At 70.8% G+C, this 15,789-nt stretch carries 10 protein-coding genes; 7 read left to right on the top strand and 3 right to left on the bottom strand.

The window, feature by feature from the left end; genetic code table 11:
* The first annotated feature begins 1 nt into the window (after window position 1).
* Both AC6JBM_RS16865 and AC6JBM_RS16860 read left to right on the top strand, forming a co-directional pair.
* Window positions 2–1,636 carry an NAD(P)/FAD-dependent oxidoreductase gene (locus AC6JBM_RS16865; protein ID WP_497984534.1) on the top strand — a complete coding sequence of 545 codons (1,635 nt, stop codon included), beginning with the start codon at window positions 2–4 and terminating at the stop codon, window positions 1,634–1,636.
* Window positions 1,637–1,641: 5 nt separating this feature from the next.
* Window positions 1,642–1,899 carry a hypothetical protein gene (locus tag AC6JBM_RS16860; RefSeq protein ID WP_497984533.1) on the top strand — a complete coding sequence of 86 codons (258 nt, stop codon included), beginning with the start codon at window positions 1,642–1,644 and terminating at the stop codon, window positions 1,897–1,899.
* 22 nt (window positions 1,900–1,921) lie between these two features.
* Here the strand turns inward: AC6JBM_RS16860 and AC6JBM_RS16855 are convergent, their stop codons facing one another.
* The gene (locus AC6JBM_RS16855; protein ID WP_497984532.1) at window positions 1,922–2,746 is read right to left on the bottom strand and encodes a DMT family transporter; all 825 of its coding nucleotides are present in this window, start codon (window positions 2,744–2,746) and stop codon (window positions 1,922–1,924) included.
* Between the two features lie 106 nt (window positions 2,747–2,852).
* Here AC6JBM_RS16855 and AC6JBM_RS16850 point away from each other — a divergent pair, with 106 nt between their 5' ends.
* The 5 genes from AC6JBM_RS16850 (at window position 2,853) to AC6JBM_RS16830 (ending at window position 14,261) form a co-directional block, all read left to right on the top strand.
* Window positions 2,853–4,730: a ricin-type beta-trefoil lectin domain protein gene (locus tag AC6JBM_RS16850; RefSeq protein ID WP_497984531.1), complete on the top strand. Its 1,878-nt coding sequence runs from the start codon at window positions 2,853–2,855 to the stop codon at window positions 4,728–4,730.
* 447 nt (window positions 4,731–5,177) lie between these two features.
* Window positions 5,178–9,074, top strand: coding sequence for a PA14 domain-containing protein (locus AC6JBM_RS16845; protein WP_497986478.1), 3,897 nt, complete (start codon window positions 5,178–5,180; stop codon window positions 9,072–9,074).
* On the top strand, window positions 9,071–11,140 hold the full coding sequence (locus AC6JBM_RS16840; RefSeq protein WP_497984530.1) for a glycosyltransferase: 2,070 nt from the start codon (window positions 9,071–9,073) through the stop codon (window positions 11,138–11,140). The genes AC6JBM_RS16845 and AC6JBM_RS16840 overlap by 4 nt, the downstream gene beginning before the upstream one ends.
* Before the next feature lie 45 nt (window positions 11,141–11,185).
* A complete protein-coding gene (locus AC6JBM_RS16835; RefSeq protein WP_497984529.1) occupies window positions 11,186–12,658 on the top strand; it encodes a glycosyltransferase in 1,473 nt (490 codons plus the stop codon).
* Complete coding sequence (locus AC6JBM_RS16830; protein WP_497984528.1) at window positions 12,648–14,261, top strand: glycosyltransferase family 39 protein; 1,614 nt, start codon at window positions 12,648–12,650, stop codon at window positions 14,259–14,261. Before AC6JBM_RS16835 ends, AC6JBM_RS16830 begins: the two co-directional genes overlap by 11 nt.
* Before the next feature lie 120 nt (window positions 14,262–14,381).
* Here the strand turns inward: AC6JBM_RS16830 and AC6JBM_RS16825 are convergent, their stop codons facing one another.
* On the bottom strand, window positions 14,382–14,840 hold the full coding sequence (locus AC6JBM_RS16825; RefSeq protein ID WP_497984527.1) for a flagellar basal body-associated FliL family protein: 459 nt from the start codon (window positions 14,838–14,840) through the stop codon (window positions 14,382–14,384).
* Window positions 14,841–14,850: 10 nt separating this feature from the next.
* A complete protein-coding gene (locus AC6JBM_RS16820) occupies window positions 14,851–15,753 on the bottom strand; it encodes an OmpA/MotB family protein (protein WP_497984526.1) in 903 nt (300 codons plus the stop codon).
* Between the last annotated feature and the right edge of the window lie 36 nt (window positions 15,754–15,789).

The following is a 15,789-nucleotide window of genomic DNA, read 5'->3' as shown; positions in this document are numbered from 1 at the left end:
TATGACCACGCACGTTGAAGTGATGGTGCTCGGCAGTGGCATCGGCGGCAGCACGGTGGCGGCGATCCTGGCCCGGCAGGGGGTGTCGGTCGGCATCGTGGACGCCGCGAGGCACCCGCGGTTCGCGCTCGGCGAGTCGACGATCGGCGAGACCTCGTTCCTGCTGCGGATGCTCGCCGCGCGCTGGGACGTGCCGGAGCTGGCGCAGGTGTCGACCAGCGGCGGCATCCGCGAGCACGCGAGCCGGCGCTGCGGCATCAAGACGAACTTCGGCTTCGTGTACCACCGGGCCGGCATCGACCACGACCCGTACGAGGTCACGCAGTGCTCGGTGTCGGAGGGCCCGTTCGGCCCGGAGTCGCACCTCATGCGGGCCGACATCGACAAGTACCTGTTCGAGGCGGCGGTCCGCCACGGCGCCGTGGCCCGTGAGGGCGTGCGCGTCCGGTCGATCGACTTCGGCGACCTCGTCCGGATCGAGCTGGACGATGGCGAGGAGTTCACCGCGGACTACGTCATCGACGCGACCGGCCGGACCTCGGTGCTGGCGGACCGGTTCGGCCTGCGCGACGAGCCGTGCCGGTTCAGGACCGACTCGCGGACCATCTTCACGCACATGCGGGGCGTGCGGCCCTTCGACGCGGTCGAGGAGTCCAGCGGCCAGCCCAGCCTGTGGCACGAGGGCACCCTGCACCACCTCTTCGACGGCGGCTGGCTGTGGGTGATCCCGTTCGACAACCACGAGGGCTCCGAGTCCGACCTCGTCAGCGTCGGGCTGAGCCTGGACACCAGGCGCTTCCCGAAGCCCGACGGGGTGACGCCGGAGCAGGAATGGGCCGAGTTCCTGTCGCGGTACCCCGCCGTCGCCCGCCAGTTCGAGGGCGCGGAGCCCGCGTTCCGCTGGATCTCCACCGGCCGCACCCAGTTCTCCTCCAGGCAGACCGTCGGCGACCGCTGGGTCCTCATGAGCCACGCCGCGGGCGCCATCGACGCCCTGTTCAGCCGCGGCATGGCCAACACCATGGCGGTCATCGAGGCGTTCGTGCCCCGCTACCTCGCCGCGCGCGAGGACGGGGACTTCGGCGCGGAGCGGTTCGCCTACCTGGAGACGCTCAACCAGAACATCCTGGAGAACAACGACAAGCTCATCGCCGGCTCCTACATCGCCTTCCGCGACTTCGACCTGTGGCGGGCGTGGTCGAAGATGTGGTACCTGGCCTGGAACCTGGGCGTCATCCGGATCGCGGGCACCTACTACCGCTACCTGGAGACCGGCGACGACACGCTGTTCGAGCGCCTGCACGGCGGCCCGGTGCCCGGCTCGTTCGCGCCGGACCTGCCCGTGGCCCAGGCCCAGTTCGAGGCCTGCTACGAGGTGATGGAGGGCGTCGAGCGCGGCGAGGTGACGCCGGAGGAGGCGGTCACGCGGCTGGCGTACCTGCTCGGCGACGGCGAGGCGTCCCCGTCGCCGCTGAACCTGCACGACGTGCTGCGCCGCTGGCACGACGGCTCGATGGAGACCCAGCGGCTCATCTACCAGTGGGGCCGCACGGCGGGCCCCGAGGCGCTGCGGCAGTTCTTCGAGTACGACCGCGCGACGATCCCGGCCGCGGCCGAAAGGGTCCTGCACGCCTGAACCGGTTGGGCTATATTCCCGCCCGCGACCACGGCGCCGTCGCGCGCACGGGGCCGGCGGTCGCGTGGCGTCTCGGGATCGCGGTGACGATCGCGGCGACGCTCGCGCTGCCGCACACCGGCCCCATCGGCGACGGCCGCTTCGCCGAGCGGCTGGCGTGGATGATCCCGGTGCTCGCGGTCCGCCTCGGCCTGGTCGGGCTCCTGGTCGTCGCCGCGCTCGGCGTGCGCCGCCGGCTGTCCGCGGCGGTGCCCGCCGCCTGAGCGGTCACGCCGGCACCGGGGGTCAGGCCGGCACCGGGGGCCGCCGCGCGGCCAGGCGCACCACGCCGAGGACGACGGCGAGCGCGCACACGGTGAAGACGGCGACGTCCCGTGGGGAGTGCGGGATCTCCTCGTGCAGCAGCAGGGCGCCGAGCAGCACCGCGGTGATCGGGTTGGCGATCAGGTCCGCGGGGTAGCCGACGCCCAGACCCTCGGCGGCGAACGCGAGCTGCAGCAGGACGAAGCTCGCGGCCGCGGAGGGGGCCAGCAGGACCGCGGCCACGATCGCGTCCGCGTCGGTGAACGCACCCCGGCCGAGCTGGTGCCAGGCGGCCGCGACCGCGTCGAGCAGCACGGCCGCGAGCCCGGCGCAGCAGCCGGCGACGAGGCCGAGGGCGGTGGCCCGGGCGCGGGCGCTCCAGCGGCGGGCCGCGCGCAGCACCACGGTGCCGGCGACGAGCAGGGTGGCCGCGGTGAGCACGGTCGTGCGCAGGCGCGGCGGGTCCGCGTCGCCGGGGTCGCCGACGAGCGCGAAGAACGCGGCCAGGCCCGCGATGATGAGGGCGCAGGCACCGTACTGCACGCCGCTCGGCCGGGCCGAGCCCAGGCGCCACGCGACCAGCAGCGACACCGGCAGCGCGAGCACCAGGCACGGCTGGACGAGCACGACCGGCCCGGTGGCCAGGGCGGTCGCGTGCAGCAGGACCGCGACGCCGTCCAGCGCGATGCCGAGCCGCCACCGCGGGTCGCGCCAGGTGCCGGCCGAGGCCGCGGCGTGCTCGAGGGCGGTGGCCGCGCCGTAGCCGCACGCCGCCGCCAGGGCGCACGGGATCGCCGCGAGGAGCATGAGCCGAGTTTTCCACGGCCGGGCCGGGCCCGTTATCTGTTAGGAACATTGACAGTCCCTTTTGGCCGGGGCTTAATACAAGTCTTGAAGTTAAGGAGGCGTGCACATGGTCCCAACCCGGCCACTGTCTGCACTGCTCGTGGCGGCCACCGCGGCCGCCGTGCTCACCTACGCCCAGGTGCCCGCATCCGCCGCGGCCACCAGCGTGCAGGTCTACTGGAGCTCCGAGTCCCGCACCGCGGGCTACGAGCCGAAGAACGGCAACTGGTACACCAGCCCCGCCACCGGCCTCGCCGGCACCCCGTACCAGCTGTCCCGCCAGAGCGACCTCCCGATCACCGCCGCGACCGGGAGCGCCACCATCACCGCCGACACGAACACGCGGTACCAGAGCATCCTGGGGGTTGGTTCCTCCCTCGAGGAGTCGACCATCTTCAACCTGTCGCGCATGAGCGCGGCCGGCCGCGACAAGGCGCTGCGCGCGCTCGTCGACCCCGCCGCCGGCGCCGGCTTCAACGTCGCCCGCATCACCTTCGGCACCAGCGACTTCACCTCGCACGACTTCTACACCTACGACGACGGGGCCGCCGACCCGTCGCTGTCGCGGTTCTCCATCCAGCGCGACATCGACTACAACATCATCGCCACGCTCAAGCAGGCCCTGGCGATCAACCCGAACCTCAAGATCTTCGCGAGCGCGTGGTCGGCGCCGCCGTGGATGAAGACCAGCAACAACATCATCGGCGGCAGCCTCAACAGCACCTACATCCCGACGCTCGCCACGTACTACCGGCGCGCGGTCCAGGCGTACGCCGCGCAGGGCATCCCCATCTACGCGCTCACCCTGCAGAACGAGCCGCTGTTCTCGCCGGCCGACTACCCGGGCATGCTCGTGAGCGCGGACCAGGAGCGGCAGCTGGCGAAGGCGCTGCGCACCGAGCTGTCCTCGGCCTCGCTCGGTACCGTCAAGATCTGGGCCTTCGACCACAACTTCAGCGAGGGCGTGTCGTATGCGGCCGGGGTCCTCGGCAGCGCCTCCGCGCACAGCGACGCCTACGGCTCGGTGGACGGCATCGCCTTCCACGACTACGCCGGCGACCCCTCGGCGATGGCCACGGTCAAGGCGAGCTACCCGGACAAGGACGTGCTCATGACCGAGCGTTCCGTCTGGGGTACCGCGGGCGCCGACCGGATCGTGCAGTACTTCCGCAACTCCGCGACCCTCTACGAGGGCTGGGTCAGCATGCTCGACCAGAACCGCTCGCCCGAGCGCTGGTCCGGCTCGCCCGACCCGACGATGCTCGTGCAGAGCACCACGAACCGCGACACGTTCTGGGCGCTGCCCGACTACAACATGGTCGCCCAGTTCTCGAAGTTCGTGCAGGCGGGCGCCCAGCGGGTGTCGACCGGCTACGGCTCCACCGGGAGCGTCACCAACGTGGCCTTCCGCAACCCCGACGGCACCCTGGTCGCCGTCGTGGTCAACCAGACCTCGGGCAACCAGGCGTTCACCCTGCGGGTCGGCGCCCAGCAGGTCGCGAGCACCCTGCCCGCGAAGACCGTCGGCACCTACCTGTGGGCCGGCGCCGACAGCGGCACCCCGACCACCCGGACCGGGCAGATCACCGGCTACGGCGGCAAGTGCGTCGACGTCGCCGGGGCGAGCTCCGCGAACGGCACGAAGATCCAGCTCTACACCTGCAACGGCACGACCGCGCAGCAGTGGACGATCGGCACCGACGGCACCGTACGCGCGCTCGGTAAGTGCCTGGACGTGGCGGCGGCGAGCTCCGCGAACGGGACGAAGGTGCAGCTGTACGACTGCAACGGCACGGCCGCGCAGCAGTGGTCGGCCGGGGCGAACGGCGGCCTGGTCGCGCTCGGCAAGTGCCTCGACGCGACCGGCCCGAGCTCCGCGGACGGGACCCAGCTGCAGATCTGGTCCTGCACCGGGGCCGCCAACCAGCAGTGGACCCTGCCCTAAGCGCCTCGACAGCGCCTCGGCGTCGGCGCCGAGGCGCTGTCGATGCTGGTGCTCCGCGGCGATGCGCAACGCCAGTGGTGGCCCCGCGCACCGGCGCCGTGGGACCAGCCGGTCGCGGCGGCCGGCTCGCGGTCGGCCGCATCGCCTGCGCCCCGGCGGGGTGATGACTTTCAGCATTGGACACCCGGTAAACCTCGGAGCCGGGTGATTGTCCCGTTGTGCTAATCCCACCCTCGGCGTCTATCGCTCCAAGGTGTCATGCCAAGCATTCCGTCGGTTACGATCGGTCCGCGTAATCGCCGCATCGTCGGTCGTCCGTGCGACGCCTGATTGCTTTCCAATCACACTCACCAATCGCATTGGCCGGCCCTTTCGCGCCATTTTCGAGTGTGCTTCGCGGATGCGACGAACGGCCAGACATCTGCCCTGGAGGGGAACGCGAGCGTGATGATCGGCAAATCCCGCCGGCGCCGGCATGCGGTGATTCGCGCCGTGGCGCTGGTCCTGTCCGTGCTGGCCGCCACCGTCGCCGTGAGCGTGCCGGCCAAGCCGCTGCGCGCGGCGCCACCACCCGGCTTCCAGACCTCGCTCGTGGCCGGGTCCGGTCTCGACGGGCCGTCGGGCTTCGAGATCGCGCCCGACGGCCGGATCTTCATCCTCGAGCGCACCGGAAAGATCAAGATCTTCAAGAATGGGCAGTTGCTGGCCCAGCCGTTCGCGGAGCTGCCGTCCGTCGGCTCGGGCGACCGGGGCCTGATCGGTGTCGCCTTCGACCCCGGATTCGGCGTCGACAACTTCTATGTGTACTTCTATTACACCGGTCTGGACCTGCTCAATCGGCTGGTCCGCTTCGACGCTTCCACCGATGTCGGCACGCAGGGGCCGTTTCTGATCTTCCAGACGCAGTCACCGTCGCAGGAATTGCACGTCGGCGGCAGTATCCGGTTCGGGCCGGACGGCAAGCTGTACTTCGCCGTCGGCGACAATGGGTATCCGCCGAATGCGCAGGATCTGAGCAACCCGCACGGCAAGATCCTGCGGATCAACAAGGACGGGTCCATTCCGGCGGACAACCCGTTCTACGGCCAGCCCGGCAAGCTCGGCGCGATCTGGGCCTACGGATTCCGCAACCCCTGGCGGTTCCAGTTCGACCGGGCCACCGGTGAGCTGTACGGCGGCGACGTCGGCGACTTCTCCTGGGAGGAGGTCAACCACATCGTCAAGGGCGGCAACTACGGCTGGCCGCTGCATGAAGGCGCCTGCACCAGCAACTGTGCCGGCTTCGTCGACCCGATCTACACCTATCCGCACGACGGGCAGAGTGCCGCCGTCACCGGCGGGCCGGTGTACCGCGGCACGATGTTCCCGCCCGAGTACCGGGGCAGCCTCTTTTTCGGCGACTACGCCAAGGGCTTCATCAAGCGCGCCGACCTCGACGGTGCCGGCAAGGTCACCGCCGTGCACGACTTCGACGCGGCCGCCGGCGCGGTGGTCGACCTGAAGGAGGCGCCGGACGGCTCGCTGTACTACCTGACCTACTACCCGGGCCGGCTGTACCGGATCGGCTACGACGCCGGCAACCAGCAGCCGACCGCCAACGCCGGCGCCGACGTGCTCAAGGGGACCAACCCGCTGACCGTGCACTTCTCCAGCGCGGGCAGCAGCGATCCGGACGGTGACCCGTTGACGTACCAGTGGTCGTTCGGCGACGGCACCGGCAGCGGCGAGGCGAACCCGACGAAGGTCTTCGACACCGTCGGCGTCTACCAGGTCAACCTCACCGTCTCCGACGGGCAGGGGCACTCCTCGACCGCGGTGCCGCTCGTGGTGCAGGTCGGTGTGCCGCCGACCCTGCGGGTCGCGGTGCCGGCCGACGGCTCGACGTACCGCGCCGGCGACACCGTCACCTACAACGCCTTCGCCACCGACGCGGCCGGCTTCGACCTCAACGACGCGAGCATCAAGACCGAGGTGCGGCTGCACCACGGCACCCACTTCCACCCGTTTCTCGGGCCGCTGACCGGCCGGGTCGGCTCCTTCACCATTCCGCGGACCGGCGAGCCGTCGGCCGACACCTGGTACGAGATCCTCGTGACGGCCACCGACACCAACGGGCTGTCCGACACGAAGTCGGTCCGGATCAACCCGCTCAAGTCCACCTTGACCTTCCAGACCTCGCCGCCCGGCCTCGGGCTGGACCTCGACGGCATCCCGATCACCACGCCGTACACGGTCCAGGGCGTGCGCGGGTTCCAGCGGGAACTCGCCGCGCAGCCCCTGGTGCAGGCCGCCGACGGCACCGTCTACCACTTCGTGAGCTGGTCCGACGGCAAGACGGTCCGGCACGTGATCACCACACCGGAGAACGACACCACATATACGGCCAACTATGCGCCGTCGGGCACCTTCGCCGCACAGTACTTCTCGAACACCACGCTGACCGGCACCCCGGCCCTCACGAGGCAGGACCCGCTCATCGACTTCGTCTGGCCGGACGAGCCCGGCCCGGGCGTCACGCCCGACCAGTTCTCGGCCCGCTGGACCAAGTCGCAGTACTTCGCGGCCGGGCGTTACAAGTTCACCACCGTCACCGACGACGGCGTCCGGTTGTTCATCGACGACAAGCTGGTCATCGACGAGTGGCACGACCAGGCCGGCACCGAGCACGACTACTCGACCGACCTCACGGCCGGCGACCACGCCATCAGGATGGAGTTCTACGACGGCGGAGCCGCAGCGGTCGCGAAGCTGTTCTGGGACAGCACGCCGGACCAGCCCAACCAGGCGTGGGCCGCGCAGTACTGGAACACACCCGGCACCGGCAGCTCACCGACCATCCCGAGCGGCCCACCGACGCTGAGCCGCAGCGAGGACGACCTCAGCCACGACTGGGCCGCCGGCTCGCCCGACCCGGCCATCACCCCCGACCACTTCGCCGCGCGCTGGAAGCGGACCGTCCTGCTGGAACCCGGCGTGTACACCTTCACCGCGACCGCGGACGACGGGGTACGGCTCTCCGTGGACGGCGTGCGGGTGATCGACCAGTGGACCGACCATCCACGGACCGAGTTCCCGGCGCAGGTGACGCTCGACGGCGGGCCGCACGACATCGTGCTGGACTACTACGAGAACGCCGGTGACGCGCAGATCCGGCTGGTGTACGCCAAGGTCGGCGACCCGCCGCAGCCCGCGTCGTACACCGCGGAGTTCTGGAACAGCACCACGCCGGCGATCCCGGACCGCGCGGCCGACCTGACCCGCACCGACCAGACGATCGCGTTCGACTGGGGCGCCGGCTCACCCGGCGCGCCGATCAACGCGGACAACTTCGTCGCCCGGTGGACCAAGACCGACACGCTCGCCGACGGCGTCTACCGGTTCAGCGGCGTCAGCGACGACGGCATCCGCGTCTATGTCGACAACGCGCTGATCCTGGACCGCTGGCAGGACCAGGACGCGCCCTACTCGGTCGACAAGGTCCTCCTCGCCGGCACCCACACGATCCGCGTCGAGTACTACGAGCACGAGGTCGGCGCCCAGGTGTCCTTCGCGTACACCCGGATCGGTGCGGTCACGCCGGACGATCCCTGGCATGCCGAATACTTCGCGAACCCGACCCTCAGCGGCGTTGCGGCCGTGACCCGGCTCGACGACGCCCTCGACTTCGACTGGGGTACCGGCTCGCCGGACCCGGCGATCCCGGCCGACCAGTTCTCGGCCCGCTGGACCAAGACGACCCAGATCGCCGCCGGCACCTACGAGTTCACGGTGGTCAGCGACGACGGTGCGCGGCTCTACGTCGACGGTGCACTGGTGCTGGACCGCTGGGTTGACCAGGGCCCGGAGCCGCACACGGTCACCCTTGCCCTTACCGAGGGGACCCATACGATCGTCCTGGAGTACTACGAGGCGTTCGTCGGCGCGGTCGCCCGGCTCAGCTACCGCCAGACCGATGGCCCGGCCACCCCACCGGCCCAGTTCAAGGGCGAGTACTTCGCCAACCCGACGCTGTCCGGCACGCCGGCGGTGACCCGCAACGACGATGTGGTCGCGTTCAACTGGGGCGAGGGCTCCCCGGCACCCGGGATCCCGGTCGACGAGTTCTCGGCGCGCTGGACGAAGACCGAGAGTCTCGCCGCCGGAACCTACCGGCTCACCGTCACCGCCGACGACGGCATAAGGGTGCTGGTCGACGGCGCCGTCCAGATCAACGGCTGGGTCGACCAGGGCCCGACCACCTACACCGCCGACGTCACGCTCAATGCCGGCCAGCACACCATCGTCATCGAATACTACGAGGCCTTCGTGACCGCATCCGTCTCCTACCGCCAGACACGCCTGTGACCACTACGAACGGCAGCCCGGCCGATGTCGGACCGGACGATGCTCCGACGGTCGTGCTCACCGCCCGGCCCGAGTTCACGATCGTGATTCCCACCCGCAACGAGGCGCGCAACGTCGGACCGCTGCTCGACCGGCTGCGCTCGGCCCTCGGCGAGGTCCGGGCCGAGGTGGTGTTCGTCGACGACAGCGACGACGACACGCCCGAGGCCGTCCGCTCGGCGATGGGCGAGCCGGGCCCCGACGTGCGGCTGCTGCACCGGCCCGAAGGGGCGCGCGCCGGTGGCCTCGGCGGCGCCGTGTCCGCCGGCATCGCCAGCGCCCGCGCGCCGTGGGCCATCGTCATGGACGGCGACCTGCAGCACCCGCCGGAAGTGCTGGTGGAGATCATGGCCGCCGCCCGGGCCGGCTCCACCGCCGACGGCCGGCCGGTCGACGTGGTCGTCGCCAGCCGGTACACCGGGGACGGCGCCGCCCGCGGCCTCGACGGACGGTTCCGGCGCCTGGCGTCCCGGGCCTCGGGGGCCGTCGCGAAAATCGCCTTCCCGCGTCGCCTGGCGGCGGTCTCCGACCCGATGAGCGGCTTCTTCGCGGTGCGCTGCGACGCGGTCAGGCACGTCGACCTGCGGCCGGTCGGCTACAAGATCCTGCTCGAGATCCTGGTCCGGGCGCGCATCGACCGGGTCCGCGAGGTGCCGTACACGTTCGAGGCGCGCGAGGCCGGCGCCAGCAAGGCGTCGGCGCGGGAGGGACTCCGGTTCGGCCGTCACCTGGCCGGGCTGCGGCTGAGCGCAGCCGCCCGGCCCGGGCCGGGCTTCGGGCGGGCCCTGGCGTTCGCCGGCGCGGGCGCCACCGGCGTCCTGGTCAACTCGGCGGTGCTGTGGGCCCTCAGCGGCCTGCTGCACCTGCCGTACCTGCTGGCCGCGGTCCTGTCCACCCAGGCGGCGATCACCTGGAACTTCTTCGTCGTCGACCGCTTCGTCATGCCGGCCTCCGAGCGGCAGGTGCACCGCCGGTTCGGCCGCTTCTGGCTGATCAACAACTGCCTCGCGCCGGTGCACCTGGCCGTCCTCGCCGGTCTCGTGCAGGGCCTCGGCCTGCACCTGCTGATCGCCAACGCGATCGGCATCGGCGTGGTGTTCGTCCTGCGGTACGTGGCGACCAGCCGGTGGGTGTACGGCGAGCGGGACGGCGCGGTCGCGGGTGCGATCCGCCGAGTCGCGGTCACCGGGCGCCGGTCGGTGCCGACCCGGATCGTCCTCGTGCTGCTGCTGACCCTGGCCGCCTTCCCGGCCGTCGCGCTCGCCGTCTGGCGCGGATTCGCCCACGGCCAGCACGTCTCGCTGCTCGTCCCGCTCGCGGCGGCGGGGGTATTCCTCGCGGAGCGGCTGGCGCCGTCGCCGGCCGAGCCGAAGGTGCACGACCGGCAGGTCGACGGGCTGATCGCCACGGTCCTGCTGGTGGCCGCGGTGACCTTGGCCGGCCTGACGCCGGCCAAGCCCGGCGTGGGCGCCCTCGAACTCGGGCTGGAGGCCTCGGCGGAGAAGTCCTCGATCGGGCTGGCGACCTGGGCGACGCTCGCCATGGTGTGCTACCTCGCGGGCGCGACCGTGCTGCTGCTCGGCACCCGCACCGCCGCCAGGCTCCGGTGGGCGCTGGTGCTGCCGCTGCTCGCCGCGAACGAGGCCGCACCGGCCGGACTCGCGCGCCTGCTCGGGCCGGTCGGCGGCGCACCCGCGCTCAGCGCGGTGCTGTGTCTGATGCTGGCCGGGCTGAGCTGTTACGGCCTGAGCCGCCGGCTGCTGGTGCGGGCCCCGATCGCCGTCGCCGCGGTGGCGCTCGTCGGTGCCCTGGCCGGGCTGCTCGACCGCCGGCCGCCGGCGACGTCGGACCTTGCGCTGACCCTGACCGTCGCCGGTTTCACCTTCGCATGGTTGCGCGATGTGGCGATGCCTCGCGCTGATGGCGTGCACTATGTGCCGAGGGGCCGGCTGGCTCTGGCCGCGCTCACCGTGGTCGCGCTGGCCCTGGGGTTCCCAGGATCGCCGTTGCTGTCGGCGATCAGCTGAGGCCATGACCACACGCACCGAAACCGTATGGAAGGGACCGCACCGGTGACGGCGACGAGTCGCACGCTGAGCACGCCTTCAGCGAGTGAGGCGAAGCATCTGGCGGTCAGCATCCACGGGCTGCGCAAGCTGTGGCCGGCCCTGTCCGCGCACGTGGTGCTGAGCCGGGCCCAGAAGGTGGCGCTCGGTCTGAGCGCGTCGATCGTGGTCGCGGCGTTGGGGTGGGCGCCGATCGCCGCGCTCCAGGTCATCATCGGCTTCATCATCCTGGTGTACGGCGGCGCCATCGCCTTCCGGATCGCGCTCGTCTGGGCCGCCGGGCGGCAGGAGCACCGGGTCTGGGTCAGCGACGAGGAGGCCCGGGCGGTGCCCGACGACGAACTGCCCGTCTACACCGTGCTCGTGCCCGCGTACCGGGAACCCGAGGTGATCCATCTGTTGATGGAGCACCTCGCCGGCCTGGAGTACCCGGTCGCCAAGCTCGACGTGAAACTGCTGCTGGAGGAGGCCGACGAGACGACGATCGCGGCCGCTCGCGCGCAGCTGCCACCGGACTCGCACGTCCAGGTGGTGATCGTGCCGGAATCGCAGCCCCAGACGAAGCCCAAGGCGTGCAACTACGGTCTGCAGCTGGCCCGCGGGGGACTGGTCACCATCTTCGACGCCGAGGACCGGCCGGAGCCGCTCCAGCTGCGCCGGGCCGCGGTCGCGCTGGCCCGGCTCGGCCCGGCGTACACCTGCCTGCAGGCCGAGCTCGGCTATTTCAACACCTACCAGAACCGGATCACCCGCTGGTTCACGCTCGAGTACGCCTGCTGGTTCCGGTCCCTGCTGCCCGGACTGGTCGCGCTCAGGATGCCGATCCCGCTCGGCGGCACCAGCAACCATTTCCGCGCCGAGGCGCTGCGCACGCTCGGCGCCTGGGACCCGTTCAACGTGACCGAGGACGCCGACCTCGGCATGCGGCTGGCCCGCCTGGGCCACCAGGTCGGTGTGCTGCACACCGTGACGTTGGAGGAGGCCAACTCCGACTTCATCAACTGGGTCAAGCAGCGCAGCCGCTGGTACAAGGGGTATCTCATGACCTGGCTGGTCCACATGCGCTCGCCCCGGGAAACCTGGCGGCAGCTGGGCTGGCGTGGCCTGTTGTGCCTCAACGCCTTCGTCGGCGGCACACCGCTGACCGCCATGCTCAACCCCGTGTTCTGGGCGATGACGATCCTGTGGATGGTGGCCCGCCCCGCGATCATCCAGCAGCTGTTCGTCGCGCCGGTGTACTACCTCGGCCTGCTGTGCATGGTGCTGGGCAACATCACCGTCATCTATCTGAACGTGCTCGTCGCACGGCAGATGAACCGGCCGAACCTGCTGTGGTCCGCGCTGATCTCGCCGGTGTACTGGGTGATGATGAGCATCGCCGCCGCCAAGGCTGGACTGCAGTTGCTGCTCAGACCGTCGTACTGGGAGAAGACCACGCACGGGCTGCACCTGTCGAAGACGCCCGCCGATGGCAAGTGACCTGCGCCGGCGCGGGGAGATCGCCCCGGCTCCCCGGCCCCGGCCACGGCGGCCCCGCGTCACCGAGACCCGGCTCGTGTTCGCCGCGGCGCTGGCCGTCTACATCGCCGTGGCATGGTGGCTGTCGAGCCGGCACCTCGTTCCCCAGGACGCGATCAGCCGGTCGGCGAACGGGTACTACACGCTGTTCAGCCGCGACCCGCACCTCGCGGCGGTCGGGGCCGTGTGGAACCCGTTGCCGTCGCTGGTGCTGCTGCCCCTGCTGCCGCTCGCCCCCCTGGTGCCGACGCTGACCATGGACGGCCTGGTCGCCGGGGTGTGCTCGGCGCTGTTCGCGGCGACCTCGGTCGCCGTCTGCTACGACATCACGCGCCGCCTGGGGCTCAACCGGGCCACCCGGCTGACGCTGACCGCGCTGCTGGGCCTGCACCCGATGGTGCTGCTGTACGCCGGCAACGGCATGAGCGAAGCGCTGTTCCTGTGCACGCTCCTGCTCGCCACCCGCAGCCTGCTGCGATGGTTCGCCGAAGACCGGCCCGAGCGGCTCGTCTCGCTCGGCGCCGCCCTCGCGCTGGCGTACGCCTCGCGCTACGAGGCACTCGCGCCGGCGTTGGCGGCACCCGTCGCGGTGCTCGTCGTGAGCTGGTGGCGCACGCGCAGCGGCGGCCTGGCGCTCACCGACGCCATGCTGGCGATCCTCCCGCCCATGCTGGCGGTCGGACTGTGGGCGGCCTGCTGCAAGATCGTCGACCACCAGTGGTTCCCGACGTTCTCCTCGGAGTACGGCAACGCCGCCCAGGTCGCGGCCAACCGCACCGACATCGACTCGATGACCGGCTCGACCCTCGGCGACCGGCTCGGCTATGCGCTGCAGCAGATGCTCGGACTGCAGCCGCTCGTCCCGCTGGTCCTGCTCGTGGTCGCGGTCGTGGCCATCCGCCGCCGCGACGTCCGGTCGCTGGCGCCGCTGGCGGTGCTCGGCTCGGTGCTGCTCTTCGACAACCTGGCCTTCCTGATGGGCAGCTCCTTCGGCTGGCTGCGGTTCCAGATCACCGTGGTGCCGCTGCTGGTGCTGCTGGTCGCGATCCTGCTGACCTCGCCGCCCGCGCGATCCGCACCGCCGCCCCGGCGTTTGCCACGCGTCCTGGCGCTGACCGCGGGGCTGCTGGCGCTCGCGGCGGCGGTGCCGGTCACGGTGCACACGCTCACCGACACCAGGCTGGCCCGGGAGGAGTCGGCGTTCCTCAACGCCGACGGGGCGCGGCACACGCAGTACCTGGCCGGGCTGAACCTGCACATCAGCGCCGCGATCGACGCGCTGGACCTGCCCGACGGCGCCGTCCTGACCGACTCCGCCTACTCCTACGCGATCATCCTGGCCAGCCGGAAGCCCCGGCAGTTCGTCATCAACTCCGACCGCGACTTCGCCGAGATCCTGGCCGACCCGAAGCGCCACCACGTGCGCTACCTCCTCGTGTCCGGCAACGGCCCCGCGGACGCGGTCCGTGCCGAATACCCGCGGCTCGACGCGAACGCGGACGGCACCCAGTCCTGGCGCGACGACCAGGGCCGGACGCTGTTCACCCTGATCCCCGTCCGCTGAGCCCGGCCGGCCGCGACCGCCGCGCCCGACCGCGCCTGGGCCTGCTCATCGAAGGCGCCCTCCACAGCCTCCGGACACGGCGGCAGGAGGCCGCCCCGGGGGCGGCCTCCTGTATCGGTCCTACTGGATCACGAACGTGGTGAAGTAGATGTCCATGACCTCTTTCTTCTTGTCCACCGTGTAGGCCTTCACGACCTTCTCGACGAGCTCCTTCTTCGTCCGGTCGCGCTCCGCGTTCGACATCAGCTCGTCCATCTTGCGGCCGCTGTACAGGCTGATCGCGATGTCGAGGGCCTTGGAGCCGTCCGGGGCCTCGGCGGCCTCGGTGGTGGCCTGCAGGGTCATCTTGAGCTTGAGGTAGTGCCCGTCGGCGAGGTTGATGGTGATCGCGTCGAGCACGGAGACGACGCCGGGGGTCGGGGCCGGCTCGGCCGCGGCCTTCTTCGGCGCGAACATCATGTAGCCGCCGACGCCGCCGCCGATCAGCGCGACCAGGGCGATCGCGACGATCATGATGAGCTTCTTCTTGCCGCCGCCCTTTGCGGGGGTTTCCTCGGCGGCCTTCTCGTCCTTCGCCATTGCGCGCTCCTCAGTTCGTTGAAGCCGAGGGCAGCAGCGCCCGGGTGTCGGCCGGTAGGTTGGACAGGACGATGACCTCGACGCGGCGGTTGAGGGTTTCGGCGCGTGGGTCGGTGGTGGGGTAGAGGGGTTTGGTGTCGGCGTAGCCGGTTGCGAGGAGGCGGTTGTCGGCGATGCCGGCGTCGGTGTGGAGCATGCGCACGACGGCGGAGGCGCGGGCGGAGGACAGTTCCCAGCCGGAGGGGTAGGTGCCGGTGCCGCCGGAGAGCTGGTTGGTGTGCCCGTCGACTTCGATCTTGTTGGGCAGGGCGGCGATGGCGGGGCCGACGCTGTCGATGATCTGTTTGCCGGCGGTGAGGAGGTTGGCCTCGTTGCCGTTGAAGACGATGCCGGTGGTGACGATGGTGACGACGAGGCCGCGTTCGTCGACGGAGTATTTGACCTGGTCCTGGAGGCCTTGTTTGGTCAGTTCCGCGGTGATCTCGGCTTTGATTTTCTCGTAGCTCTGGATTTCGGCCGCGGCGGCGGCCTGGCGCTTGGAGGCGTCGGAGCGTTCCTTGGCCTGTACGGCGTCTTGGACGGCGGTGGCGTCGGAGGTGGTGCCGCCGATGCCGGAGGAGAGGTCCATCGGGCTGTTGGAGTCGGAGGACTCCATGAGGCTGGCCTCGCCGCCGTTGAAGGCGACGGAGGGGTTGCCGAAGCCGACGGCGAGGCCGTTCTTGAGCTCGGCGAACTTCTTCTGGTCGACCTGGGAGATCGCGAACAGCACGATGAACAGCACCATGAGCAGGGTCATCATGTCGGCGTAGGACACCAGCCACCGCTCGTGGTTCTCGTGCTCCTCCTCCTCGTGGCCGCCCTTCTTGTGCTTGGCGTGCGCGCCGGCCTTCGCCGCGTGTCCACCACCACTCATGTGCGGCGGCCCCCCTTCAGGTCGTTGTAACGCCGT

Source organism: Dactylosporangium thailandense (assembly GCF_059739745.1).
The sequence above is the reverse complement of the archived record's forward strand: the minus strand, read 5'-3'. Positions and strand labels throughout refer to the sequence as shown.